We start from the raw sequence: 25,806 nt of genomic DNA, 5'->3' as shown, positions 1-25,806 counted from the left end.
GGCATCCCGATCCGCCACCGCACTTGACGATTGCTGCCGAGCGCCTCGATGACGATCTGTGGCTGCCCGCTGAGTCCCGCCAATGCGACGACGGCGGCGTGCGCGGCCTCGATCGCGAGCGGAGCGGGGATCGACAACGTGACGAAGACCAGACGGTTGGCCTCATTCATCGCCAGTCTCCTGGCGCTCCGCGCGGCGTTCGGCCTCTTCCTGCGCTTCCTTCTCGGCTTGGGCGACGGCGATGGCAACCACCGTGCGGGCAATCCGCCCCAGATCTGGGTCGGAGCGAAGTTGGCCGCGAATCCGTAGGTGCCGATTCCTGCCACGCTTTAGCGGTTGCGATGTGCGTGAATGTTTTTTGGACATAGTAAATACACCCTCCTTTCGGTGGTTAACTGGTGATTTGAATGGCAATTGGTGTGCTGCATTTATGCAGCGGCCATGCCCTTACTATGAGCTGCACGAATGCAGCGGTCAATATGTCCAGCGCATTCCACAACACCGGCTGGAACTCGGTCGAATCCGAACTACCAGCGTCGAAAATGTCGATAAATGAGTGAACAAGATCCTCCGACAATGGCGACGGTCGCGATGGTGATGCAGAGCGGAACCCAGATCGCTTGCAGGATGTAAATGGCACCGTAGAGCGCCGCGGCGCTGACGAATATTGCGATGCAGGCGTTGAGCAGCCGGCCCCCGAGCCCGCCGGGGTCGCCACTCACGACGACTCCCGGCGGATCTCGCGAAGGATGCCCTGCTCGAACCCGTACAGCTGACATTCGAGGTCGAACAGCTCCTGATCGGTCGGGAACCGACGCGCTACCGCGTTGATGATCACCTGGCCGAGCGTGTCGGCCTTCAGGAAGGCATACTCGAAGCTGTCAGTGCCGAACCCGTCTCGCTCCAGTTCGGACAGGTGCCACAATGCCAGCTCGTACTCGTCGGGCAGCGAGAAGCTGAGACCGCGTTCAACGTGTGCTATGTCGTGCACGAAGCGCCAGGCGAAGTTGGCATCGGGCGAAGTCAGGATGACCGAGGCCGAGTTCTCCGACGACACCGGCATCGACCCGCCCGACTGCGCCGAGCGGGAGTATGCAGCGCACAACTCCGGATAAGTCGACGGCGCGTCCGGCCGTGGCGTCCAGGCGAAGCCGCATTCCCGCACCTTCGCGGTCGCGGTGGCGAAGACCCAGCGTGTCAGCCTCCGCCTGGCCTGATCAATCTCTTCGGTACAGATGTAGTCGGACTGAACTCCGAGTGTCGCAACCGCGAGATCGGGTGTTGTGTCGGTCATTTCTGACCTCCTCGCCCGACGCACCGTGCGCACTGGCAGAAGACGCCGTGCGGTGCGGCCGCTTTCGTCATCTGCTGAATCGCCGACGAGGTGAGACGGTTGATCTTTGCCTCGGCCTGCCGACGTTCCCGATTGACGCGGGCAATCTCGATCTGGCGGTCGGACTCGTCGAAGATGTCGATAAGGAAGCCGACGAGGTAGAGGATCGCCAAGATCGTGGCGATGGCCGCCAGGATGATCACTAGCGTGGTCATCACCGGTTCACCGCCCTGCTCGTGTCGGCGACGATCTGGCCGATGCCGACAACGGTCATGGTCTTGATGAAGTCGAGATCGCCGGACGCGGCCGGCGCCGCCAGTGCAAGCTGTTGCTGCATCTGCGACACCAGCGCGACCTGCTGCATTGCGTACGCACCAGCGCGAGCAACGGCATCGATCCGTGCCTGCTGAACCTCACCGGCTGCCGCCACACGTGCGGTGCTGATCTCGGTTGAGTAGTTGATCGTCGCGAGGTCACGGCCGGTCTGACGGGACAGTCGGCCGCCGGAGATTGAGCGGCTCGGGACGAGAGATTGGTTGTAAGGCTCCATAGAGGACATGTGTACTGCTCCTTGGGGTGTGATTCTCTGACGCTTGTTGACTGGTGGAGGCTGCTACGAGGCCGATTTCTCCGGATACTCGGCTTTGGCTGAAAGGCGAACCTGCTCGTCCCTGATGCAGACCCGCTCGCCAACACGGGTGCACCTGCACGACACGCAGAGTCCCCCGCGCCCGGTATGCGTATCGGGCTTGGGATCGAGGTAGTGGAACGACGACATGTGTTGCCTCCATTTCGTTTTGGCATCCGCGATGCTCGGCGTGACTCAACTATGGAGGCGTGATCGATCGGTTGGCGAGTACATGCACCATGCCCGAATGCTTCGGCGTGCAGCCTCGGGGGAGTGTGCATAACATCACGAGATATTCCGAACGTAGGAATATCGCGACAGTGAACGTCTGGGGCTCGTAGTCTGGTGTCACGATCCCGAAACGAAGGAGGCAGGGTGGAGATCGACGGAATGAAGGTGGTCGCGCACACGGACGGGTGCGAGGGGAAGCACTGCCCAACGATCTATCGCAAGGACGATGAGACGATCGTCGTACAGGGATACGATGCGACGAATCTCTTCACGGAGAAGTTGCCCAGTGGTGAGCTTGCTGTCGCTATTCCAGTCGAACTGTTTCGGAAAATGAAACTCTGAAACCGTCGAAAGATGGTGGACCTCATGTTTGGTGGTCCACCATCTTTTTTGTGTAAAATAGGGAGGATGATTTTGAGTTCTGACGCTGTTGATATTGATCCTTGGGATTCCGTGACACGCGAAGCTTTTCGATTCGAAGGCCTTCCTTCCTACGGGTCAAACGAATTCGACGAACGTTTTCGTGAGTTCATTCAGACAGGTAAGGTCGAACAAAACGACCGAACTTCGTGGTCTCAGGAGGTTGCTGATATGACGGAGAGCGGAATTTCGGTTAAACGCCTTAGGGCTGTTTCGATCCCGAACTCGGATTACGAGCGATACGAACTTGAAGCCGGCTATCGTCCTGGCGTGTTAGCTGGCGAGGACATCAGGGTGTGTGAACGAAACAAAATAGACGGCAGGTTTCCTGATTTCTGGCTCTTCGACGACAAGTATATCCAGGTGCTTGACTACGACGAATCCGGTGCAGTGATCGGGATGAAGAACTTTCCTGCAGATGATTACCGTCAAATGATTGACCAAGTGCGGAAGGTCTTCAACGAATCGCGCAGTATTGAGTTCTGATAGTAGAGAATCTCAAATACCGACTGCTCGAATCTTTCTCGGTCAGATGCTTCGTGAGATTAGAAAAGCGCATGGCATCACGATGAAGGACATTGTCGAAAACACCAAAGTCGGCACGAGTAGAAGGTTCACACAGCCGACGCTGTCGAAAGTTGAGAACGGACAGCTGCCTCTGCTCGAATGGTCTGATGTCGTAGTTCTTCTTGAGGCCATCGGGGCAACAGCTGAAGAGCGCCAGACCGCCCGACGACAGTACGACATATGTCAGCTTGACGAAAACTCTTTCGCTTTCATTCACGCTACGGGTGTCGACGCAAAGCAGCGTCAACTAGCTCAGTTGACTGAATCGGCTAGAATGTTTCGCTGCTACAGCCGGTCCGTTTTTCCGGGAATAGTCCAAGTTTACGACTATGCATATGGGATTTATATCAGTCTGGGTCTTAATCACTCGCAAGCTGATCGGGCCGCCAACGCCAGGGTGGCTCGAGGGTATGCTCTTAGCGATCGAAGTAAGCACTTTGTGCTTGTTGTCGACGAATGCGCGCTGTATTCACCACATCCCTCATCGACCGTAGGGTGCGAGTCGCTCCGTCATCAGCTAGATTACACTCTCCGCGAATCGTACCGGACCAATATCAGAGTTCAAGTTTTAAGAGGCACTGCACCAGTGACGGCGGAAATTTCGGGACCCTTCGTACTCATGGACAATAGGTATGTATCGGCGGAGTGCGTAGACCGGGAAATATCGTCAAGTGATGCGCGAGTAATCGAATCATATGAAAGAGTGTTCAAGTCGATATTTGAGGCAGCTGAAGACGAAGACGCGTCGCGTTCAATGATTGAAAAGGCAATCGCGCGATTCGACGATGCCGGTGTGAGCGAGTAGATGAGAAGCAGACGTCCGCTATGCTCTGAAATCTAGTTCAAGCGCCTCGCGTTTCGGTCTGTCGTGACCAATGCGCTTTCGAGCGCCGAAACCATCTTGCGACTCGATTTTGCAGAAACAAGACTGGTCGGGTTTCCGCTTATTCCAGCAGCGAGATGATCGGACGCTCTATTCGTCATAGCGTTCAGTGTTACTGTGCGAAATTCGCCGTTGTTGAAAACAATGACTTGTGCTGCTGCTAGCCCGGTGCCAAAGTTTGGTCCGCGCATTGACCATCGTTGTTCGGCAAGGATTCCAATGTCTGGCTCGCCGCTCAGTGAATTGTGGCGCAGCTCTTTAATGTTGGCGCGGTTCAGGACGCGTCCGAATATGTCTCTTAGTTGGTTTACTGAGAGTGAGGTACGGTACTCGAACGTTGTTTGAGCCACGGGTCGAAACACCTTTCATTGAAGGTCAACAGGTCTATAGCAAGATTGTGCACACGAGCTTCCGCTTCCGTGTTGTCGAACGGATTTTACCTCCGGACTTTGATCTTCGCTTGTCACCCAATCGGATGGATCTCCGATGGTCGCGGGTCCGCGGTTGAGGCAGCAGGGTGAGCTCTGCTGGTATCACTAGCCCAGACGCGAGCCGTGTCTGCCCGAAGATGTCGGACAGGTTTGGCATGCTGTTCATACGGTGGCGCGCCACGAGCGCGATTGTTCGCACATTTGTTCGAACTAATGGTAAAATGGCATCAGCATATGCCTGGAGAAAACAAAGGTAGACCAGCTGTGGCACTCAAGAAGTCGGACCTCTACTCATCCCTGTGGGCAAGTTGCGACCAGCTTCGAGGCGGCATGGATGCCTCGCAGTACAAGGACTACATCCTCACTCTGCTGTTCGTGAAGTACGTCTCCGACAAGGCGAAGGCGGATTCAGCCAGCCTGATCGACGTTCCCGAAGGCGGCTCGTTCGACGACATGTTGGCTGTGAAGGGTAAGCCCGACATCGGCGACAGGTTCGACAAGATCGTCGGTGCACTGGCGCAGGCCAACGGCCTCGTCAACGTGATCGACATCGCGAGCTTCAACGACGAGGAGAAGCTCGGCAAGGGTAAAGAGATGGTCGATCGCCTCTCCAAGCTGGTCACGATCTTCAACGACCTCGACTTCCGAGGCTCCCGAGCCGAGGGCGATGACCTGCTCGGCGACGCCTACGAGTACCTCATGCGTCACTTCGCCACGGAGTCCGGCAAGAGCAAGGGCCAGTTTTACACCCCGGCCGAGGTCTCGCGCATCCTCGCCAAGGTCGTCGGCATCGGCACGCAGACCCGCCAGGATCAGACTGTCTACGACCCGGCCTGTGGTTCTGGCTCGCTGCTGCTCAAGGCGGCAGCCGAGGCACCACGCGGCATGTCGGTCTACGGCCAGGAGAAGGACAACGCCACCTGGGCACTCTCCAGGATGAACATGATCCTGCACGGCAACGAGATCGCCGAGATCTACAAGGGCGACACCATCACGAGCCCGCAGACGGCGGCGGGGAGTCACCTCAAGACCTTCGACTTCGTAGTCATGAACCCGCCGTTCTCGGTCAAGTCCTGGAACAACGGCCTCGAGAACGACTACAGCCGCTTCGAGTACGGCCGACCGCCTGAGAAGAATGGCGACTACGCGTTCCTGCTGCACGCGCTGACATCACTCAAGAGCACCGGCAAGGGCGCGATCATCCTGCCGCACGGCGTCCTCTTCCGCGGACACGCAGAAGCCGGCATCCGCAAACGCCTCCTGCAGCATGGGTTCATCAAAGGCATCATCGGTCTGCCCGCCAACCTGTTCTACGGCACCGGCATCCCGGCCTGCATCGTCATCCTCGACAAGGAGAACGCGGTCGGACGTACCGGTGTGTTCATGATTGACGCGTCCAAGGGCTTCATCAAGGACGGCAACAAGAACCGCCTGCGCAGCCAGGACATCCACAAGATCGTCGACACGTTCAACAACCAGCGTGAGATCGAGCGCTACTCGCGCATGGTGCCGATGAGCGAGATCGCCGACCCGAAGAACGACTACAACCTCAACATCCCGCGCTACATCGACTCCTCCGAGCCCGAAGATCTACAGGACTTGCACGCACACCTGCACGGCGGCATCCCGGATCGTGACCTCGACCTGCTCGACGATTACTGGCAGGCGTTTCCGCAGCTACGCGCGCAACTCTTCAAATCGATCCGCACAGGCTATAGCGACCTGACCCTTGACGTCAGGGAAGTGCAGCAGGCAATCCTCGACTCGCCTGAGTTCCAGAAACTCGCCGATGAGGCCCGATCGATCACGACCGACTGGTTCGACGCGCATCGAGACGATCTAGCCACAATCGATGCTGACACCAAGCCCAACGATCTCATCGCCACGATCGGTGACGACCTGCTGGAGCGCTTCAAGCCTGTACCGTTGCTCGACGAGTACGACGCATACGAGCAGCTCATGACCTACTGGCACGCTCAGATGCACGACGACGTGTACCTGATCATGGCCGACGGCTGGACGGGGGCAGCGAAGCCGCGACTGACGATCAATGACAAAGAGCGCAAACTCACCGAGGAACCTGACCTCACCATCGGCTCTGGCAAGTACGCTCAGAAGTACAAGATGGACCTCATCCCGCCAGCACTCATCGTCGCGCGCTATTTCACTGACGAACGGGCCAAGGTCGACGCGCTCACGGTCGCGGCCGAGGAAGCTACGCGCGCCGTCGAGGAGTACGTCGAAGAACACGCCGCCGAAGACGGACTGCTCGCCGAAGCCATGGACGACGACAAGATCACCAAAGCGCTTGTCGCGGCGCGGCTCAAGAGCATCAAACGGGGCGGCGACCCCGACGAGATTCAGGCACTACAGCACGCCACTAAGCTATACAGCTCCGAAGCCGCCGGAAAGAAGGCAGTCAAGGACGCCCAGGCGGAACTCGATCTTGCGACCCTTAAGAAGTACGGCGATTTGACTGAGGATGAGATCAAGACGCTGGTGGTCGATGACAAATGGCACGCAACTGTCGTGCATAGAATCGCGGGCGAGGTCGAAGCGCTCACGCTCGAATTGGTTGCGCGGATTCAGCAGCTCGGTGAACGGTATGCCGAGACTGTGAACGACCTCGACACTGAGCTGGAGAAGCTCGAAGCCAAAGTCGCCAACCATCTCGCCGCGATGGGGGTTCAGTGATGACACTTGCACCGTGGACTGAAGAAGAGATTCGGTCGTTCGCGTCGATTGGAACCGGGGCCAAAGACACCAAGGACCGCATCGATAGTGGCAAGTATCCCTTCTTTGTCAGGAGTCAGAAGGTCGAGCGCATCGACTCTTGGTCGTTTGACGGTGAGGCTGTGCTGACCGCCGGCGATGGTGTTGGTACCGGCAAGGTTTTCCACTACATCGACGGCAAGTTTGACTATCACCAGAGGGTCTATCGAATCAGTAACTTCCGATCTGACGTATCTGGGAGATACTTCTTCCACCAATTTAGCCGGAATTTTCTTGCACGCATCGAGTCGCTGACCGCCAAGTCATCAGTTGACTCCGTTCGCATGGAGACTATCGCAGGGATGCAGGTCCCGGTGCCTGGCCGAGCCGAACAGGACCGCATAGCTCAAGTAATCGACGACGCGGACGATCTGATCGCCACCCTCGAACGCCTCATTGTCAAGAAGCAGGCGATCAAGCAGGGCATGATGCAGCAGCTCCTGACCGGCCGCACCCGCCTGCCTGGCTTCACGGGTTTGTGGCATGAGGGATCTCTTGGTGAAGTGGCCCGAATCAAGACCGGCTCCAGAAACAACCAAGATAAAAAGGCGGGTGGACGGTATCCGTTCTTCGTCAGATCTGCGACTGTCGAGCGTATTGACTCCTACTCGTACGACTGCGAAGCCATTCTCGTGCCTGGTGAGGGTGGCATCGGATCGATCTTTCATTACGTGAACGGGAAGTTCGAGGTGCACCAACGTGTGTACAAGATCAGCAATTTCGCGGCCGATGTGAATGGGAGATTTATCTATTACTTCATGCGTCAGTACTTTGGCGATCACGCAATGGAGAACAGCGTCAAGGCCACGGTCGACTCGCTCCGTCTTCCGACGTTCAAGAACTTCGTTTTACGACTGCCTTACCGCGACGAGCAGGATGCACTCGTGGGAGTTCTAGATGATGCAGAGTCAGAGGTGGCGGTACTCGAAAATCGACTCGCAAAAGCGCGCACCATCAAGACCGGCATGATGCAGCAGCTCCTGACGGGCCGCACCCGCTTGCCTGTGGAGGTTTCGGCATGAGCGATGTTGGCCAGGTCGAGCGCAAGGCACAGGATCGCGTCGTTAGGCTGTTCCGCGAGCAGCTTGACTACGAGTGTCTCGGCAACTGGGAAGGTCGCGCAGGGAACTCAAATATTGAGCGGCAGTTGCTTATTCAGAACCTCAAAGCTCGGGGCTACGACGACAATCTGATTAATCGGGCTCTCGACAAGCTCGACAAAGCTGCGGCCGTGGGTGCTGGTCACGATCTGTACGAAGCCAACAAAGATGTCTACAGTCTGCTTCGCTACGGCGTGAAGGTGCAGCCGGGTGCTGGCGAGAACTTCGAGACTGTCTGGCTCGTCGACTGGGCCACGCCTGAGGCGAATCACTTCGCGGTAGCCGAAGAGGTCACGATCGCCGGGGAGCACACCAAGCGCCCTGACATCGTGTTCTATGTGAACGGTCTCGCACTGGGAACATTGGAGCTCAAGCGATCGAAAGTGGCTGTCTCTGAGGGTATTCGGCAGACGATTGGCAACCAGGACAAGCAGTTCATCCGCTCGTTCTTCTCGACGGTTCAGTTCGTCTTCGCCGGCAACGATGTTGAAGGACTGCGCTACGGCGTGATCGACACCCCTGAGAAGTACTGGCTGGAGTGGAAGGAGCCCTCGGACGTCGAGGACCCGCTCGACCGCGCGCTGCTGCAACTGTGCAGCAAGGATCGCATCCTAGAACTCATCCACGACTTCATCGTGTTCGACGCTGGCGTGAAGAAAGGTCCGCGCCACAACCAGTACTTCGGTGTGAAAGCCGCTCAGGAGCGGATCGCCAAGCGTGAGGGCGGCATCATCTGGCACACGCAGGGCTCGGGCAAGAGCTTGACGATGGTGTGGCTGGCCAAGTGGATTCGGGAACATCAGGACGATGCGAGGGTTCTGCTGATCACCGACCGCACCGAGTTGGACGACCAGATCGAAGGTGTGTTCAACGGTGTCAACGAGCAGATCTACCGCACTAAGAGCGGCTCAGACCTGATCGGCACCCTCAACGCATCCGATGAGTGGCTGATCTGCTCGCTGGTGCACAAGTTTCGTGGGGCAGACACGGACGCAGGCGACGATGATGATGCGACCGCGGACTTCATCAAAGAGCTCAACGCCACGATCCCGAAAGACTTCAAGGCCAAGGGCAACATCTTCGTCTTCGTCGACGAGGCGCACCGCACGCAGTCGGGCAAGATGCACACCGCCATGAAAGAACTGCTCCCCGGAGCCATGTTCATCGGCTTCACAGGCACACCACTCTTGAAGGCGGACAAGGCCACCAGCATCGAGACCTTCGGCTCGTTCATCCACACCTACAAGTTCGACGAAGCCGTCGAGGACGGCGTGGTGCTTGACCTGCGCTACGAGGCTCGCAACATCGACCAAGACCTCACCTCGCCCGACAAGGTCGACAAGTGGTTCGAAGCCAAGACAAAAGGCATGACCGACCTGTCGAAGGCCGAACTCAAGAAGCGCTGGGGCACGATGCAGAAGGTCGTGTCCAGCGAGCCGCGCGCTCGCCAAATCGTCGGCGACATCCTGATGGACATGGAGACCAAGCCCCGCCTCATGGACAATCGCGGCAATGCAATGCTGGTCGGCTCGTCGATCTACCAAGCCTGCAAGTTCTATGAGCTGTTCAACGCCACCGACCTCAAGGGCAAGTGCGCGATCGTCACCAGTTACACCCCGAACGCCAGCGACATCTCCAAGGAAAACTCTGGCGAAGGCAAGACCGAGAAGCTACGCCAGTACGACATCTACCGTCGCATGCTGGCCGATTACTTCGGCGAGTCCGAAGATGCCGCGATGAGTAAGGTCGAGCAGTTCGAGAAGGAAGTCAAAGAGCAGTTCGTCAAGCATCCAGGTCAGATGAGGCTCCTCATTGTGGTCGACAAGCTCCTGACAGGCTTCGACGCACCGAGTGCCACCTACCTCTACATCGACAAAAAGATGCGCGATCATGGCCTGTTTCAGGCGATCTGCCGCGTCAACCGACTGGATGGCGAGGACAAGGACTACGGTTACATCGTCGACTACCAGGACCTGTTCAACTCACTCGAAGACGCCATCACCGACTACACCTCAGGTGCCCTCGATGGCTACGAAAAGAAGGACATCGACGGCCTCCTGAGCGATCGCATCGAGAAGTCGCGCGAGGACCTCGACGACGCACTCGAACGCATACGTGCACTCGTCGAGCCCGTCGCACCGCCGAAGGGCACGCTGCAATATCAGCAGTACTTCTGTGCCATGGATCAGGGCAATGCCGAGCAACTCAAGGCCAACGAGCCGAAGCGCGTCGAACTGTACAAAGCGGTATCCGCGGTATCGCGCGCCTACAGTAACCTCGCCAACGAGATGACCGACGCCGGCTACAGCGAAGCCGAGGCTGCGGCCATCAAGAAAGAGATTGCGCACTACATCGATGTACGTGCCGAGGTGAAGCTCGGCGCGGGCGAAGACATCGACTTCAAGCAGTACGAAGCCGGGATGCGCTACCTGCTCGACACCTACATCCGTGCCGACGCCAGCGAAGTCGTGTCCGAGTTCGAGAACACCGGCCTGGTCGATCTGATCGTCAAGCTTGGTGCGGGCGCCATCGACAAGCTGCCAGCCGGGATCAAGAAGGACCCCGAAGCGGTCGCAGCGACGATCACCAACAACATGCGCAAAGTGATCATCGACGAGCATGCCATGAACCCGAAGTATTACGACAAGATGAGCGAACTGCTCGACGCCATCATCGAAGAGCGCCGCCAACAGGCCATCGACTATCAGGCGTATCTGGCCAAGCTGTTGGAAGCCGCCAAGAAGCTCGGCACCGGCGAAGGTACCGGTCACAGCTACCCCGACTGGGTAAACGACGGTGCACGCAAGGCGCTTGTTGACTTCACCTGGCCCGACATCGAGATCGCACGCAGTCTGGACGAAGCCGTGCGAACGACGAAGCCCGATGCGTGGGTCGGTAATCCGCTCAAGGAAAAGGTTGTGAAGCGTGCGCTGCGCCGGACCCTGCCCGACGAGTACAGCGACGACAAACTCGACGAGGTGTTCAACCTAGTGAAGGCTCGCGATGAGTACCGCTAGCGCATACCTCAGCATCCGGGGCATCGATGTCGACGTGATTTACAAGGACATCAAGAACCTACATATCGGCGTTTATCCACCCCTCGGCCGCGTCCGGGTCGCGGCGCCGAAACGGCTCGACGACGATCAGGTGCGTCTGGCCGTCATCCAGCGGCTTCCGTGGATCAAGCGCCAGCGCGAACAACTCAAGGCCGCACCTCGTCAGACCGAACGGGAGATGACGACAGGTGAAAGTCACTACACCTGGGGTGTTCGTAAGCGTCTGAAGGTTGTTGAGCGGCCGGGTCGTGCGCACTTCGAGCCAGAAGGTGATCGGCTCGTCCTATACGTGCCACCTGAGACGGATGCTGAGAAGCGGCGTAGCTACCTCGACCAGTGGTACCGCGAACAGCTGCGACATGCTGTACCCGATCTGATTACCACCTGGGAAGAGAAACTGGGCGTCACCGTCCCCAAGTGGTCGATTCGACGCATGAAGACCAAGTGGGGGTCATGCAACCGCGAAACCCGACACATCTGGCTCAACGTCGAACTCGCCAAGAAACACCCCGATTGCCTCGAATACATCGTTGTCCACGAGATGACGCACTACTTCGAGCGGAACCACGGCGAGCGGTTCGCGACGTTGATGGACCAGTATCTGCCGGATTGGCGAAGTCGGCGGGATCAACTCAATGCAGCACCTCTGTCTGACGAGCAGTGGAGGGGCGAATAGCTGATGCAGATTCGACGTATCGACATTCAGAACTTCCGAGGTATCAGAGACCTGACCTGGAAGATTCCTGCGGGTCGCCGATTCTTGGCGCTAATCGGCCCAGGTGACAGTACGAAGTCGAGCATTCTGTCTGCCATCGACATGGCGCTGAGCGAGCGATGGAACCTGTCGTTCACGGACACAGATTTTTATCAGGCGGACGTGACACGGGCGATTTCGATACGAGTAACGCTTGCGGATCTGCCTCCAGAACTTCGTCAGCATAGCGTGCTTGGCCTGCATCTAAATGGGTTGGACGGCGCCGGTGAACTTCACCAAGACCCCGATGATGACCACGAACCGTGCGTGACGATATGCCTCGCGGTCGACGATGAGCTGGAGCCGAAGTGGACGGTCTTCCGGCCTGAGAAGGGTTCGGAGCAAGCAACCGTCAGCTCGGCCACACGTCGTCTCATCGGTACCTACAAGGTGGACGAACGCATCGATGCACATCTGCGCTGGACCAAGACATCTGCACTTGGCCGACTCACCGAGACTAAGAGCGGTGCCGCAAGGATGCTCGTCGAGGCGAGTCGCACCACCCGAGTAGCTGTTGCAGACTCGATCCCAGATGAACTTGAGCAACTAACCAAGTCCATCCAAGACAAGATGCATGACCTAGGTAGTGGCGAGTTTCGTGCCTTGAAGCCGGGTCTCGATCAGTCACTCTCGAACTCATCAGGAAATCTTGCGCTGTACGAAGGCGAGGTTCCGCTTACGAACTATGGCCTTGGAACCCGACGTCTCGCCGGTATCGCTGCGCAGCAGCTAGCGCACGACGGCAAGGCGTTCCTCCTTGTCGATGAGATCGAGTATGGACTTGAGCCTCACCGCTTGGTAAACCTGCTCGCGCAACTCCGCCGCGCGGACATTCCAGGCCAGGTGTTCGTCACCACTCACTCGCCGACCGTCCTGAGGCACCTCGCCGCTGAGGATCTCGCCGTCGTTCGCACGGTCGGCGGCGGCCGTGTCGAGGTGAAATGCCTTGAAGCGGGTGAGGAGGAAATCCAGAAGTTGCTCCGGGCATCGCCGGAAGCGTTCCTCGCGCGGAGAATTGCAATCGGTGAGGGGAAGACCGAGTACGGCCTCTTGCTAGGCCTCCTGGATCGGTGGGATACCGAAGCTGCCAAGAAGGGCAACCCCGTCAGCGCAGCACTCGGTGTTGTCGCCGTCGAAGGAAGGGGCTCAGAGACTGTCACGCGTGGCGAGATACTGGATGACTTGGGTTATGAAGTCACCCTGCTCCTCGACAGCGACGTCGACGAGGTCAATACCAGAGGTGACGCCTTCGCTATCCGGCAACGCGCAGCCGTAGTCCGCTGGCGCGATGACTTCAATCTTGAGCGCGCACTCTGCGAGGTTCTCGACACTGACGGCCTGACCGCGCTCATCCAACTCGGCATCGACCTTTCTGAACATCCCGAAGACGGAGCGGTCAACTTCCTCACACACCTCAAGAACTTCGGATTGCCGAGCGATCTTAGTGATCTGGATGTTGGAAATTGGACAAGCTCTGGCTACACCCTCAGCCAATCGCGTGAGCTCGTCGCGAAGGTTGCCAGTAAGAAAAGCTGGTTCAAGCAGGTACACCGTGGACGCGATCTGGCGACGCACTTGATGGCCGCTGAGCATCTGGAGGGTTCAGATGAACTTGCCAAGGTCAACGCGCTTCGAGCAGCGATCTACACCGTGCGAGTGACAGCTGCTGAGGAGGGGCAAGTACCGACGAGTGAGACCACGGCGTGAGCGCCCCACGTCTTCTCGACAGTTTGCCAGCCTCAGTAGAGCTCGCGGCGGGAAGTGGCAAGACTTGGACCCTGGCCGACACAGTCCGCTGCGTTGCAAGTGAGGGCGGCCGAGTGCTCGTGCTTACCCATACAGTCGCAGGTGTTCATGCAATGAGTTCCAAGCTCCGCGAGTTTGATATCGCTCCTGGCGCGTACCACGTTGCAACACTTACGAGTTTCGCCATAGAGCTTGTCGGCGCATACTCGTCCCATGCCGGATTCGATGTTCCCGAGACGGTTGACCTTAGCCGCTCTGAGGAGTACATCCGAGGCTCCATCGCAGTGCTCCAACGGCAGCACATCCGAGATGTCTTCAGTCTCAGCTATACCCACGCGCTAGTCGATGAATACCAGGACTGCTCAACCAGTCAACATGACCTGGTGTGTGCGCTCAAGGCGGCGATTCCCCAGACAGCTGTCTTCGGTGACCGATTACAAGGCATATTTGGATTTGCGGATCCGATTGTCGACTGGGCTACCGATGTGCTACCCGAGTTCCCGAACTTCCCGACGACTCAGGTTCCGAGGCGCTGGCAGGACCACAACGAAGATCTTGGTGCTTGGCTTCTCTCTCTGAGACCTCAACTCGTCGCGGGCAACATGCTCGATCTGAGCAATGGACTCCCGAACGGCGTAACCTTCGTTCAAAAGACAAGTGCAGGCTTTGAACTCGTCAACGCTGCTCGTCAACGTCGGGGTGATAGTGAGAGTGTCGTCGTCATCACAGCACCTCATTTGCATTCTGCACGTGCGGCCGCCGCACGTCTGTCTGGGTACGGGTATGTCGCTATGGAGGAGATGGGCGGCAGATTCATGGCGAAGCTGCTCGGTTGCCTTGCGGACCTGAGCCCATGCGACTACGCGACATGGCTGACAACTACCGCAAAGGATTGTTTTACCGGCTATGGCAAGCTCGACAAGGGTGTTCTGGGTCGACTTGCCAAGGGCCAACCGACGGCGACGCTCAAGCGTCCAGGTGTTGAGAAGACGCTAGTCGCAATCGACCGAGTCCAGTCGTCGCCGGAGCTTGGTGTGCTTGCCAAGGCTATGGATGAGATCCGTCTTGCAAGAGAGGCGCAGCTACATTCCCGCGAGGCATGGCACGACATGACGAAGGTCATCGAGGCGTGTGCAATCGATATGGAGCGGGACATGTTTGCCGAACTTGTGCGTGTCCGCGAGCGGGTGCGCCACGGCGGCCGGCAAAGCCAACTACGTGTGGTCTCTCGGACCGTTCTCATCAAGGGACTTGAGTACGACCACGTCATCATCGCGAACATTGCAGACATCGCTGATGCCTGCAATCTCTACGTCGCTCTTAGCCGAGCGCGGAAGAGTCTGACGATTATCGGTCCAAGCTCGCAGATCACGGTCACGGAGACGAAGAAGGGGCGTTGATGTGACTGGCGACCGACCGATGGCGTGTTACGGATAGTGCACGCCATGCGGGCGAATCTCGACACCTTCCCGCTTGAGGATGTTCAGCACCGTCGTCCGTCCGATCCCAACCTCCCCGGCAACCGCTCGACTCGTCATGCCGTCCTCGTAAAGCCGTACCACGTCGCTTCGTAGCTGCTCTGTGATTCGCGACCGGAGACGTCGATGTTTCGGTTTTGCCTGTTCAGGACGCCGAACGGCAGATCTTGGGGTGTTGGCCTTGGCGCCAGCGAGGACTACCACATAGATTCGGCCCCCGATCGTCACGCGATCGGGGGCCGAATTTTTTGCCATGCGAGCCGGGTCATTCGGACATCACCGATCCGGGTTGCGCGCTTCGCTGAATTCAGTCGCAGCCCAGGCGATGAACGCGTGGTTTCAAGATCGAAAACCCTCCCGATGCTATTGTTCGGGTGGTTATTCAGAAGGAACTATGGGGGGGAACCCAGCATGGCACGACGTACCGTCGTCACCTTTGTCGACGATCTTGACGGGAAAGAACTCAAAGAAGCCGTCACGATCGCATTCAGCGTTGACAACAAGAATTACGAATTCGAGACCTCGGCGGCGCACGCCGAAGAGTTCCACCGTGACCTAGAGAAGTACGTCGCGGCGTCGCGGGTGGCCGGCGCACGACGCTCGGGTGGGGGTTCAGGCCGACGGGCACGCTCATCCCGTGACCTGAAATCGGTGCGTGAATGGGCGCGTGAGAACGGCTTTGAGATCAGTGAGCGTGGCCGGATCTCCACCGAGGTCATCGAGGCCTACGACGCGGCCCACTGACACCTGCGTGTGACCGCCGGCGACCGTCCGTCGCGAATGAGGGTGCACGTACTGTCGCCGCGACGCTAACGTTGGGGAATGACCACCGACAAGGCGATCCACGATCACATCACCGACCTGATCGGCGAAGAGCACGATCTGCGTGAACGACTCGGCCGCGGCGACATCGGCAGGGACGAGGAGAACGCCCGTCTGAAGGAGCTCGAGGTGTCGCTGGATCAGTGCTGGGATCTGCTGCGCCAGCGTCAGGCCCGCCGCCGCGCCGGTCAGGACCCCGACGACGCTGCGGTGCGTCCGGCCGACACCGTCGAGGAGTATCTGGACTGACCCGGGCCGACGCGTCGCTGCGTCACAACGGCTGCCCATGCTCTCCTATCGGTCAGGGTGATGGGCGCCGTTCGGCGCGTTCTGGCTACCGGTGGGCGCAGAACGAAGGAAGCGCTCGCGTCCCGGTGTGACCGTCATTACCCTCATAGCGGCAGAGTCGTGTGACGCGCACGACCGCGAGGACATCGACGTGAGGACGACAGTGGGCAGCTACAGCGACGCATTCGCGCGCAGCATCGACGATCGGGAGTCGTTCTGGCTCGCCGCTGCGGCAGAGATCGAGTGGTCCGTCCCGCCGACCACCGCCCTCGACGACTCCGAGGCGCCGATGTACCGATGGTTTCCCGACGGCCGGCTCAACACCTGTTTCAATGCGCTCGACCGGCACGTGGCGGCCGGGCACGGTGACCGCCTCGCCCTGATCTGGGATTCGGCGATGGTCGGTGAGGTCCGTCGCTACACCTACGCCGAACTGCTCGACGAGGTGTCGCGGTTCGCCGGGGTACTCGCATCGCAGGGCGTGGCGGCCGGCGATCGGGTGGTCATCTACCTGCCGATGATCCCAGAGGGCGCCATCGCGATGCTCGCGTGCGCGCGCATCGGGGCCGTGCACTCGGTGGTGTTCGGCGGTTTCGCGGCGCCCGAGCTGGCCACTCGCATCGACGACGCCGAGCCGGTCGCCATCATCACCGCATCCGGAGGTCTCGAACCCGGCCGCACCGTCGAATACCTCCCGATGGTCGCCAAGGCGCTCGAACTGTCGGCGAACCCGCCGTCGACGGTCATCGTCAAGGACCGCGAACAGATCGCCGGATCGGCTGCCGATCACGACGGCTGGCTGGACTGGGACGAGGTGATGGAGGCCGCGTCGCCGGTCGATCCGGTGGATGTCGCGGCGACCGATCCGCTCTACATCCTCTACACCTCGGGCACCACCGGAAAGCCGAAGGGCGTGGTCCGCGACAACGGTGGGCACGCCGTCGCCCTGCGATGGTCGATGACCAACATCTACGGCGTCGCCCCCGGCGACGTGTGGTGGACCGCATCGGATGTGGGCTGGGTGGTGGGGCACTCCTATATCGTCTACGGTCCGTTGCTGACCGGCGCCACCACGATCATGTACGAGGGCAAACCGGTGGGCACCCCCGACGCCGGGGCGTTCTGGCGGGTGATCTCCGAGCATCGGGCCAAGGCGCTGTTCACCGCGCCGACCGCGATCCGGGCGATCCGCAAGGACGACCCGGACGCCAAACTCCTTGCCGAATACGACATTTCGTCGCTCAAGACCTTGTTCGCCGCCGGTGAGCGCCTCGACCCGGACACCTTCACCTGGGCCAGTGAGGTGCTCGGTGTGCCGGTCGTCGACCATTGGTGGCAGACCGAGACCGGTTGGTCGATCGCGGCGAATCTGCGTGGGCTGGAACCGATGCCGATCAAGGCGGGTTCCCCGACGGTGCCGGTACCGGGCTATCAGGTGGGCATCGTCGACGCCGAGGGCAACACCGTCGACGCCGGCGTCGAAGGCAACATCGTCATCACGCTGCCGCTGCCGCCGGGTACCCTCGCCGGACTCTGGCGCGACGAAGAGCGTTACCGCAGTTCGTATCTGAGTGCCTTTCCGGGTTACTACCTGACCGGCGACTCGGGATACATCGATGCCGACGGCTACGTCTTCGTCCTCGGACGTTCCGACGACGTCATCAACGTCGCCGGTCACCGCCTGTCCACCGGCAGCATCGAGGCCGTCGTCGCGTCGCATCCCGCGGTCGCCGAATGCGCGGTGATCGGCATCCACGACGACCTCAAGGGACAACGACCCAGCGGCTACGTGGTGCTCAAGGCCGGCGTCGACATCGAACCCGACACGCTGCGCAACGAGCTGGTGGCCATGGTGCGCAACGAGATCGGAGCGGTCGCCACCTTCCGCGACGTCACCGTCGTCCCGGCGTTGCCGAAGACGCGATCGGGCAAGATCCTGCGCAAGACGATGCGACAGATCGCCGACCACGAGGAGTACGCGGTGCCCTCCACCATCGAGGACCCGGACGTACTCGCCGACCTCGCGCGTCAGCTCGGGGGCTGAAAGCAGCGTCGGTATATGCTGTCGGGCAGGGGTGATGGATCTCGCCCGGGGCGACGGTGTCTGTGCGCCGCCCCGAACCGCCGACGTCGGCTGATAGTTCCTGTTCCGAGTAGACGGAAGGGGTATTGTCATGGGCGCAGATCACACCGACGCCGACCTCACCGGGGGAGCGGACCGGATACCGATCCCAGTGGATCCGGACACGCCACCGGCGCGGCCGCTGCACCTGCAACTGCCGGCGCTGGGTCTGGTGTTCGTCGGCGGGGTCGCGGGCACCGGAATGCGGTATCTGCTGGAGGAACTGTTCCCGACGGTGGGTACCGGGTGGCCGTGGGCGACGTTCGGAGTGAACCTTGCCGGCGCGTTCATCCTCGGTGTGATCCTTGAGGTGATAATTCTCGCCGGACCGGATTCCGGATGGCGCCAACGGGTTCGGCTTCTCGTCGGGACCGGCTTCTGTGGGTCGTTGACCACCTACAGCACCTTCGCGCTGGAGACCACGCACCTCGGACAACATGGCGCGGTGGGCATCGCGATCGCCTACGTCGTGACGTCGGTGGCGGCCGGAATCGCCTGTGCCTGGCTGGGAATCGTGGCAGCCGGGTCGATCTTCGCGCGCCGGATGGGAGCGGTGTCGTGACGGTCCTCGCGGTTCTGCTGGCCGGTGCGCTCGGCGCGGTGGCCCGGTTCGTTGTCGACGGCGCGATCAAGAGGTGGCGGCCGACGACGTTCCCGTGGGCAACGTTCGCCATCAACGTGACCGGTTCAATGCTGCTGGGTGTGCTCGCCGGTCTGGTGATTGATCACTCGGCACCGCATGCGCTGCAGACCATCGTCGGCACCGGATTCTGTGGCGGTTACACGACATTCAGCACGGCAAGTGTGGAGACGGTGCGGCTCGCCGAGGGACGCCGCGGAATACTGGCCGCCGCCAACGCGATCGGCAGTGTGGTGGCGGCCGTCGTGGCGTGCGGGTTCGGGTTGTGGTTGGCATCGGTGTGAAGCAGTTTGCCATGAACGATGAGAAAGACTTCGGCCAGCTCGGTGGCGACGGTCCGCTGCGGCGCAGCCGATCCGGTCCCGAACCGACAGTGGCGGCGCGAGCGGCCCTGGTGGTCGGCTGGGATCGCCACCCCGACAGCATAGCTGCCATGGCTTTCGCGGTCCGACTCGCCGTCGATCTCGACGCCCACATCCATCTGGTGCACATCGTCGATCTCGACGACGCCCCGATCGATCTCGACTCCCCGGAGTGGGACGAGGACTACCGCAACACGGTGACCGACGAGGTGCTTGCCGCACGCTCCCTGCTCGACGGCGTCCCGGCGTCGTGGACCTACCACGGCGGTCACGGCTCACCCGCCGACCTCCTCGCCGTCGTCGCCGATCGCTACTCCGCGCTGATGGTGGTGATCGGCAGTCCGCGACCTGGCATGCTCGGATATCTGGATTCAGTTCTGGGACAATCGGTTGCGCATCGCCTCATCGGTCGGCGTGGGGTACCCCTGTTGTTGGTGCCGGCGGATTCGTCGGCTGACGGGTAGCGGCGCCCGCAGGCCGGTGAGATCGCTGTCGCGGTTGCGTCCGAGGTCAGGCGTTGGGCTGTTCCACATTCTGGTGCAGCTTCGGCGAGCCACTGATCGAATACGTTGGGCGGAGCGAAAGTCATGGCCCCCCGTGACGACGACGTGTGTACGTTGCGCGAACAATATCGGGAGCCGGGATTTCTGTATGTCACCCAGGCGGGTGATTGCCGGTTGGGGTGCGGCCGGCACCCTTGTCCTGAAACGGCCTCGTCCCCCGAAGAGCCGGTGGCACTCGGGGGACGAGGTCGTGGACGATGCCTGCGATCAGTTGATGATCGGTTGCCTCACTTCAATTCCGCACTGCTCTTACCCAGCACCCGGCGGGCGATGATGAGTTGCTGGATCTGTTGGGTGCCCTCGAAGATGTCCAGGATCTTCGAGTCCCGCGCCCACTTCTCCAGCAGGGTGCGCTCGGAATAGCCCGGCGTACCGGCCAATTCGACGGCCTTGTTGGTGATGTCGGTGCCGGTGCGGCCCGCCTTCGCCTTGGCCATCGAGGCCTCCAGCGAGTTGGGCTGCTTGTTGTCGGCCATCCAGCAGGCCCGCATGGTCAGCAGATACGCTGCCTCCCAATCGGATTCCATCCGGATGAACTCGGCTGCGGCCGCGTGCTGATCGGCGGCCGGGCGGTCGTAGTCGATCTCGATGCCAGCCTCTTCCAGGATGTGGCGCAACTCCTCGAGGGCGGCGCGGGCCACACCCACGGCCATACCCGCGACCAGCGGACGCGTGTTGTCGAAGGTCTGCATGACACCGCCGAAGCCCTTCTTGGTGTCCACCTCTGGGCTACCGAGCAGGTTCTCCTTGGGGATGCGGCAGTTCTCGAACCGGATCACCGCGGTGTCCGAGACGCGAATACCGAGCTTGTGCTCGAGACGCACGATCTCCACGCCCGGATGTTCGCGCGGCACAACGAAACTCTTGATGGCGGCGCGGCCGAGGCTCTTGTCGACCGTCGCCCACACCACGATGTGGCTGGCGCGCGAACCGGCGGTGACGAAGATCTTCTCCCCGTTGATGACGTACTCGTCGCCGTCGAGGGTGGCCGTCGTGGTGACCGCGGCCGAGTCGGAGCCGAAACTCGGTTCGGTGATGGCCATCGCGGCCCACACCTTGCCGAAGCGTTCGAGCTGCTTGTCGGTGGCGACCGCGGCGATCGCCGAATTGCCCAGTCCCTGATAGGGAATCGACAACATCAGGCCGACGTCGCCCCAGGAGGTCTCCATGACGTTGACCACCGACTGCATGTTGCCGCCGTTGACGACGACGCCCTCGGGACGCTGCTTGCCCTTGTCCTGGCCGCGCCCGGCGTCGGCGCCCGCACCGGCCTGGCCGGTCTCGGCGAGTCCGTCGTACAGGCTGGCCAGGGTGTCGAGTTCAACGGGGTAGTCGTGCTCACGCAGGTCGTACTTGCGCGAGATGGGACGGAAGATCTCCGCCGCGGCCTGGTGGGCCTGATCGATGGTGACGCCGAGCTTGCGTGGCAGTTCCAGATTGATGCTCATGAGTTGAAATTCCTCGTTGCTTCCCGGGTCGGCCTCAGAGGACGACGATGCCTTCGCCGATGCCGGCGCCACGCAGATCGCGGTACCAACGCTCGACCGGGTGTTCCTTGGTGAAGCCGTGGCCGCCGAGGAGTTGCACGCCGTCGAGACCGATCTGCAGGCCCTTGTCGATGGTGAGCTTGCGGGCCAGCGCCGCCTCCCGGGCGAACGACAGGCCCTGCTCCGCACGCGATGCGCCGCGCAGGGTGACCAGTCGGATTGCGTCGAGTTCGGTGGCGATGGTGGCGACCATGAAGGCCACCGCCTGACGGTTGGAGATCGGCTCGCCGAACGCCTCACGCTCGTTGACGTAGGGGATCACGTAGTCGAGGACGGCCCGGCCGGTACCGGCGGCCAGAGCCGACCAGCCCAGCCGCGACAGGCGCACGACGTCGCGGTAGGCGGCCAGCGCGGCCTCCCCGGTCTCCTCGCCGAGTAGCGCGGACTCCGGTACGGCGACGTCCTGCAGCAGCAGGCGGCCCATGCCGGCGGCGCGCACACCCATGCCGGGGTCGGCCTCCACGATCAGGCCCTTGCTGTCGGATTCGACGATGAACAGGGCGGGCTGTCCGTCGAGCTGCGCGCCGACGATGAACAGTTCCGACGAACCTGCCGCGGGGACAAAGGACTTCACGCCGTTGAGGCGGTAGCCGCTGGGCACCCGATGGGCCTTGGTCTGCAGCGCGAAGGCGTCGAAGAGGGGACGCGGCTCGGCGATGACGACCGCCGACTGCGGGACGTCCTCACCGGCGAAATCGGGGAGATAGGTCTTCTGCTGGCCCTCGCTGCCGAAGTTGGTCAGTGTGGTGGCCACACCGCTCGGCGCGAGTAGCGGAAGGGCGAGTCCCATGTCGCCGTAGGCCATCGCCTCGGCGACGAGCGCGTTGGTGACCACACCGCGCTCGGTGGCGGCACCCTCGAACTCCTCGGGGACGTTGATCATGGTGATGCCGAGTTCCGCGGAACGCTTGACGATGTCCTCGGGTGCCGCTGCGGCGGCGTCGGCGTCATAGGCCGCGGGACGCAGGATCTCGGCGGCGAACTCCTTGACCGTCTCGGCGATCATCTGCTGTTCGTCGTCGGGGGTGAGGTTGAAGTAGTCCTTCGGCGTGGTGGTCAGGCGGGCTGCCTGGCCCGATCCGCCCTGGACCTTCTTGAAGGCGCGGTTGGCCGCACCGAGGGTCTGGAAGCCGGTCTTGGTCGCCTGGTAGGCGATCCGGTTGATCGGTTCGCGGATCTGGTACTTTTCCGCGAACTCCGATCCCGTGACAGTGGTCAGCACCCGCATGGCGGTGCCGATGAAGTTGCGGGGATGCTTGGTCTTGCCGACCGCAGAGGTGTCGCGGGGCTCGGTGTGAGTCGACATGGTCACCATTTCTCTCGTGCGTGTGGCTTCGTGCGTGGGGCTCCGGTAGAACTTACCCGGTAGTAAGAACGAACCTTACTCCTCAGTAAGAAGTTTGTCACGCACTCGGCGAACTCCGGCCGGCGGGCCACGACGCTGGCACCGCACCGACAGCAGGAGCATGGTGGAACCATGCAACTCACCCACTTCGGTCATTCCTGCCTGCTGGTCGAGTTGGACGGGACGAAGATCCTGTTCGATCCGGGAAACTTCTCACACGGATTCGAGGGCATCACCGGCCTCGACGCCATCCTGATCACCCATCAGCACCCGGATCACTGCGACGTGGCGCGGCTACCGAGCCTCGTCGCCGACAACCCCCAGGCGCTGCGGATCGCGGACCCGCAGACCGCCAAGCAGCTCAACGACGCCGATTCCGCGGGTGAGTGGACCGCGGCACATGCCGGCCAGGCGGTGTCGATCGGCGAGGTCAACACGCGCGTCACCGGCGGTCGGCATGCGGTGATCCACCCCGACATTCCGGTGATCGACAACGTCGCCTACGTCCTCGACACGGCCGGGCAGACCGGTCGATTCATGCATCCGGGTGACTCGTTCTACATCCCATTCGAGAAGATCGACGTTCTCGCCCTGCCGTCGGCGGCGCCGTGGATGAAGCTGTCGGAATCGGTGGACTACCTGCGCGCGATGGCGCCGCGGGTCGCGGTGCCCATCCATCAGGCGATCCTGTCGGATGCGGGCAGCGGAATTCATCACGGACGACTGACCGAGATGAAGGACCCGGCCACCGAGTTCACCGTGTTGGGCAAGGAATCGGCGACCGACGTCTGAGGGCGATCCGGGCCGGATCGACTATTCGGCCGGGGGAGCGAAGAACTCCAGCGCGATGTTGTCGGGGTCGCGGAAGGAGATCCCGGACCCGTAGTGCGCATGCTTGATACCGCCGTGTGCGATGCCGAGCTCGTCGAGACGCGTCACCCAGGACTCCAGTTCGTCGCGTCCGACGGCGAATGCGACATGATCGAGCCCGGTGCGCTTCTCGTCGAAGGTTTCCGCGGGAGTCGTGTCGGTGTGCGTGTGCAGCCCGAACAGGGTTCCGCCGTCCAGCGCGTAGACGGCATGGTGGTACGTGCCCGATTCCTCGTCCTCGTCGAGAACCGGGTCGGTACCGAACAGTCGCGTGTACCAGTTGGTGCTGATCCGTAGGTCGCGGACGGTGATCGCGACGTGGGTGAGTGCGGGAAAGCCGGGCATGGGGGACTCCTTCGGCGTCGGTGACGAGACCTTGCTCACCACGACGGTAGGTAATGGTCCGGCGTGGCAAGCGGATTCGCCGGAGGACTCACCAAAAGGACAGGGCGCCCCTCGACCGGATTGTGGCGCCCACTCGACGCGAAATGGCGCCCACTCGACGGGAAATGGTGCCCACTCGACGGGAAACGGCGCCCACTCGACGGGAAACGGCGCCCACTCGACGGGAAACGGCGCCCACTCGACGGGAAACGGCGCCCACTCGACGGGGTTGGCGGTCAGCCGCGCAGCGCGTTCAGCACACCCTCGTGCAGCAGTCCGTTGGTGGCGACGGCACTGCCACCCGAGGGACCGTCGGCGCCCTCCAGCGAGGTGAAGGTTCCGCCGGCCTCACGGACGAGGATGTCGAGGGCGGCCAGGTCCCACAGTGAGACCTCCGGCTCGGCCGCGATGTCGACGGCGCCCTCGGCGACGAGGCAGTAGTTGTAGAAGTCGCCGTAGCCGCGCACGCGCCACACCTGGTCGGTCAGCGCGATGAACTTCTCGCGGATACCCCGATCGGCCCACCCGGACAGGCTGGAGAACGCCAGGCTCGCCGACGCCGGATCGGTCACCGCCGACACCGACAGACGACGTACCTCGCCACCGTCGAAGTCGGAGAACGCGCCCAATCCGGCTGCCGCCCACCAGCGACGTTTGAGCGCCGGGGCGCTGACGACACCCACCACGGGCACCCCGTCGACCAGCAACGCGATGAGCGTGGCCCACACCGGTACGCCCCGGACGAAGTTCTTCGTCCCGTCGATCGGGTCGACGATCCACTGCCGGCCGGTGAGCATGGCCTCGCCACCGAACTCCTCACCGAGCACGGCATCATCGGGTCGGCGTGCGGCGAGTCGCTCGCGGACGAGGCGTTCGCAGTCGAGGTCGGCGTCGGAGACCGGGGTCAGGTCGGGTTTGTCGGAGACATGCAGATCGAGCGCCCCGAATCGGCGGGTGGTCAGGGCATCCGCGGAGGCGGCGATCGACAGGGCCAGATCGAGGTCATCGCGGGGGTCGACGTCGGCGGCGGGGCTGGTCATGACCGGTAGGGTAGCGGCATGTGGATCACCATCACCATCGCCGTCCTGCTGGCCGCGCTCGCGGTGGGGATGATCATGCAGATGCGGGGTCGCAGGATCGGTGGATTCTCCGGTGGCGGAGCCGGATACGAGCAGGGCACGCTCACCGTCACCGGGGTCAGTGACCGACCTCAACCGGACAGCAAGGGTGAGGTGTTCTGCACGGTGTCGGGCGTCATCAACGGTCCGGGAACCTCGCCGACCGAGGTCTACGGAACCATGGTGCTGACCGACGGGGCGCCGTGGCCGCAGGTCGGCTCGGACCATCCGGTGGTCTACCGCCCGGGCAAGGCGGAGACCAGCTGGCGATTCGGGGAGTTGCCGCCGGTGACCCCGCCACCGACCTCGTCATGAGCCGACTGGGTCTCACAGTCGCGGATCGGTA

General features: G+C 61.4%; 26 protein-coding genes and 1 riboswitch. Of the genes, 18 read left to right on the top strand and 8 right to left on the bottom strand.

Translation table 11 applies throughout. The annotated features are described in order from the left end of the window. The first annotated feature begins 30 nt into the window (after positions 1 to 30). Entirely contained in the window at positions 31 to 309 is a 279-nt protein-coding gene (locus ACWDPV_RS12370; protein WP_449743194.1) for a hypothetical protein, read from the top strand. 409 nt (positions 310 to 718) lie between these two features. Here ACWDPV_RS12370 and ACWDPV_RS12365 read toward each other — a convergent pair whose 3' ends face one another. The 3 genes from ACWDPV_RS12365 to ACWDPV_RS12355 are packed head-to-tail and all read right to left on the bottom strand — an operon-like array spanning position 719 to position 1,892. Continuing rightward, the gene (locus tag ACWDPV_RS12365; protein ID WP_449743193.1) at positions 719 to 1,294 is read right to left on the bottom strand and encodes a hypothetical protein; all 576 of its coding nucleotides are present in this window, start codon (positions 1,292 to 1,294) and stop codon (positions 719 to 721) included. Continuing rightward, positions 1,291 to 1,548: a hypothetical protein gene (locus tag ACWDPV_RS12360; protein ID WP_449743192.1), complete on the bottom strand. Its 258-nt coding sequence runs from the start codon at positions 1,546 to 1,548 to the stop codon at positions 1,291 to 1,293. Before ACWDPV_RS12360 ends, ACWDPV_RS12365 begins: the two co-directional genes overlap by 4 nt. Further along, positions 1,548 to 1,892, bottom strand: a complete 345-nt coding sequence (locus ACWDPV_RS12355; protein WP_449743191.1) for a hypothetical protein — start codon at positions 1,890 to 1,892, stop codon at positions 1,548 to 1,550. The genes ACWDPV_RS12360 and ACWDPV_RS12355 overlap by 1 nt, the downstream gene beginning before the upstream one ends. A 444-nt stretch (positions 1,893 to 2,336) precedes the next feature. Between ACWDPV_RS12355 and ACWDPV_RS12350 the strand changes: the two genes are divergently transcribed. From ACWDPV_RS12350 to ACWDPV_RS12310, 9 genes are all read left to right on the top strand, one after another. Then, positions 2,337 to 2,534 carry a hypothetical protein gene (locus ACWDPV_RS12350; RefSeq protein ID WP_449743190.1) on the top strand — a complete coding sequence of 66 codons (198 nt, stop codon included), beginning with the start codon at positions 2,337 to 2,339 and terminating at the stop codon, positions 2,532 to 2,534. Between the two features lie 66 nt (positions 2,535 to 2,600). Then, positions 2,601 to 3,098 (top strand): DUF6879 family protein, encoded by a 498-nt coding sequence (locus ACWDPV_RS12345; protein ID WP_449743189.1) that lies wholly within the window; start codon positions 2,601 to 2,603, stop codon positions 3,096 to 3,098. Between the two features lie 46 nt (positions 3,099 to 3,144). Beyond that, positions 3,145 to 3,984 carry a Scr1 family TA system antitoxin-like transcriptional regulator gene (locus tag ACWDPV_RS12340; RefSeq protein ID WP_449743188.1) on the top strand — a complete coding sequence of 280 codons (840 nt, stop codon included), beginning with the start codon at positions 3,145 to 3,147 and terminating at the stop codon, positions 3,982 to 3,984. 773 nt (positions 3,985 to 4,757) lie between these two features. Beyond that, the gene (locus ACWDPV_RS12335) at positions 4,758 to 7,187 is read left to right on the top strand and encodes a type I restriction-modification system subunit M (protein ID WP_449743187.1); all 2,430 of its coding nucleotides are present in this window, start codon (positions 4,758 to 4,760) and stop codon (positions 7,185 to 7,187) included. Then, positions 7,187 to 8,287: a restriction endonuclease subunit S gene (locus ACWDPV_RS12330; protein ID WP_449743186.1), complete on the top strand. Its 1,101-nt coding sequence runs from the start codon at positions 7,187 to 7,189 to the stop codon at positions 8,285 to 8,287. Before ACWDPV_RS12335 ends, ACWDPV_RS12330 begins: the two co-directional genes overlap by 1 nt. Then, the gene (locus ACWDPV_RS12325) at positions 8,284 to 11,382 is read left to right on the top strand and encodes a type I restriction endonuclease subunit R (RefSeq protein ID WP_449743185.1); all 3,099 of its coding nucleotides are present in this window, start codon (positions 8,284 to 8,286) and stop codon (positions 11,380 to 11,382) included. The genes ACWDPV_RS12330 and ACWDPV_RS12325 overlap by 4 nt, the downstream gene beginning before the upstream one ends. Further along, entirely contained in the window at positions 11,369 to 12,097 is a 729-nt protein-coding gene (locus ACWDPV_RS12320) for a M48 family metallopeptidase (RefSeq protein ID WP_449743184.1), read from the top strand. Before ACWDPV_RS12325 ends, ACWDPV_RS12320 begins: the two co-directional genes overlap by 14 nt. A 3-nt stretch (positions 12,098 to 12,100) precedes the next feature. Beyond that, on the top strand, positions 12,101 to 13,882 hold the full coding sequence (locus ACWDPV_RS12315; protein WP_449743183.1) for an AAA family ATPase: 1,782 nt from the start codon (positions 12,101 to 12,103) through the stop codon (positions 13,880 to 13,882). Beyond that, positions 13,879 to 15,321, top strand: coding sequence for a UvrD-helicase domain-containing protein (locus ACWDPV_RS12310; protein WP_449743182.1), 1,443 nt, complete (start codon positions 13,879 to 13,881; stop codon positions 15,319 to 15,321). Before ACWDPV_RS12315 ends, ACWDPV_RS12310 begins: the two co-directional genes overlap by 4 nt. A gap of 27 nt (positions 15,322 to 15,348) precedes the next feature. On the opposite strand, the gene ACWDPV_RS12305 is transcribed toward ACWDPV_RS12310, so the two are convergent. Then, positions 15,349 to 15,654 carry a helix-turn-helix domain-containing protein gene (locus tag ACWDPV_RS12305; protein ID WP_449743181.1) on the bottom strand — a complete coding sequence of 102 codons (306 nt, stop codon included), beginning with the start codon at positions 15,652 to 15,654 and terminating at the stop codon, positions 15,349 to 15,351. A gap of 156 nt (positions 15,655 to 15,810) precedes the next feature. Here ACWDPV_RS12305 and ACWDPV_RS12300 point away from each other — a divergent pair, with 156 nt between their 5' ends. From ACWDPV_RS12300 to ACWDPV_RS12275, 6 genes are all read left to right on the top strand, one after another. Next, positions 15,811 to 16,143 (top strand): histone-like nucleoid-structuring protein Lsr2, encoded by a 333-nt coding sequence (locus tag ACWDPV_RS12300; RefSeq protein WP_449743180.1) that lies wholly within the window; start codon positions 15,811 to 15,813, stop codon positions 16,141 to 16,143. A 78-nt stretch (positions 16,144 to 16,221) separates the two neighbouring features. Continuing rightward, positions 16,222 to 16,470 (top strand): DUF2630 family protein, encoded by a 249-nt coding sequence (locus ACWDPV_RS12295; RefSeq protein WP_449743179.1) that lies wholly within the window; start codon positions 16,222 to 16,224, stop codon positions 16,468 to 16,470. A 202-nt stretch (positions 16,471 to 16,672) separates the two neighbouring features. After that, complete coding sequence (locus tag ACWDPV_RS12290) at positions 16,673 to 18,553, top strand: propionyl-CoA synthetase (RefSeq protein WP_449743281.1); 1,881 nt, start codon at positions 16,673 to 16,675, stop codon at positions 18,551 to 18,553. 21 nt (positions 18,554 to 18,574) lie between these two features. Beyond that, positions 18,575 to 18,663: riboswitch (Fluoride riboswitch) on the top strand. Between the two features lie 20 nt (positions 18,664 to 18,683). Then, complete coding sequence (gene crcB, locus ACWDPV_RS12285; protein ID WP_449743178.1) at positions 18,684 to 19,193, top strand: fluoride efflux transporter CrcB; 510 nt, start codon at positions 18,684 to 18,686, stop codon at positions 19,191 to 19,193. After that, positions 19,190 to 19,555: a fluoride efflux transporter CrcB gene (gene crcB, locus ACWDPV_RS12280; protein WP_449743177.1), complete on the top strand. Its 366-nt coding sequence runs from the start codon at positions 19,190 to 19,192 to the stop codon at positions 19,553 to 19,555. Before crcB (ACWDPV_RS12285) ends, crcB (ACWDPV_RS12280) begins: the two co-directional genes overlap by 4 nt. Before the next feature lie 11 nt (positions 19,556 to 19,566). Then, complete coding sequence (locus ACWDPV_RS12275) at positions 19,567 to 20,097, top strand: universal stress protein (protein ID WP_449743176.1); 531 nt, start codon at positions 19,567 to 19,569, stop codon at positions 20,095 to 20,097. A 326-nt stretch (positions 20,098 to 20,423) separates the two neighbouring features. Here ACWDPV_RS12275 and ACWDPV_RS12270 read toward each other — a convergent pair whose 3' ends face one another. Both ACWDPV_RS12270 and ACWDPV_RS12265 read right to left on the bottom strand, forming a co-directional pair. Continuing rightward, the gene (locus tag ACWDPV_RS12270) at positions 20,424 to 21,644 is read right to left on the bottom strand and encodes an acyl-CoA dehydrogenase family protein (RefSeq protein ID WP_449743175.1); all 1,221 of its coding nucleotides are present in this window, start codon (positions 21,642 to 21,644) and stop codon (positions 20,424 to 20,426) included. A gap of 34 nt (positions 21,645 to 21,678) precedes the next feature. After that, on the bottom strand, positions 21,679 to 23,049 hold the full coding sequence (locus ACWDPV_RS12265; RefSeq protein WP_449743174.1) for an acyl-CoA dehydrogenase family protein: 1,371 nt from the start codon (positions 23,047 to 23,049) through the stop codon (positions 21,679 to 21,681). 171 nt (positions 23,050 to 23,220) lie between these two features. Between ACWDPV_RS12265 and ACWDPV_RS12260 the strand changes: the two genes are divergently transcribed. Continuing rightward, positions 23,221 to 23,880 carry an MBL fold metallo-hydrolase gene (locus ACWDPV_RS12260; protein ID WP_449743173.1) on the top strand — a complete coding sequence of 220 codons (660 nt, stop codon included), beginning with the start codon at positions 23,221 to 23,223 and terminating at the stop codon, positions 23,878 to 23,880. Between the two features lie 21 nt (positions 23,881 to 23,901). On the opposite strand, the gene ACWDPV_RS12255 is transcribed toward ACWDPV_RS12260, so the two are convergent. Together ACWDPV_RS12255 and hisN are read right to left on the bottom strand one after the other, a co-directional pair. Beyond that, positions 23,902 to 24,303, bottom strand: coding sequence for a VOC family protein (locus ACWDPV_RS12255; RefSeq protein ID WP_449743172.1), 402 nt, complete (start codon positions 24,301 to 24,303; stop codon positions 23,902 to 23,904). A gap of 275 nt (positions 24,304 to 24,578) precedes the next feature. Further along, positions 24,579 to 25,382, bottom strand: a complete 804-nt coding sequence (hisN, locus tag ACWDPV_RS12250; RefSeq protein WP_449743171.1) for a histidinol-phosphatase — start codon at positions 25,380 to 25,382, stop codon at positions 24,579 to 24,581. Positions 25,383 to 25,400: 18 nt separating this feature from the next. Here hisN and ACWDPV_RS12245 point away from each other — a divergent pair, with 18 nt between their 5' ends. Continuing rightward, on the top strand, positions 25,401 to 25,775 hold the full coding sequence (locus tag ACWDPV_RS12245) for a hypothetical protein (protein WP_449743170.1): 375 nt from the start codon (positions 25,401 to 25,403) through the stop codon (positions 25,773 to 25,775). Positions 25,776 to 25,806 lie beyond the last annotated feature (31 nt).

This window comes from Gordonia sp. NPDC003504, assembly GCF_053587995.1.
The sequence above is the reverse complement of the archived record's forward strand: the minus strand, read 5'-3'. Positions and strand labels throughout refer to the sequence as shown.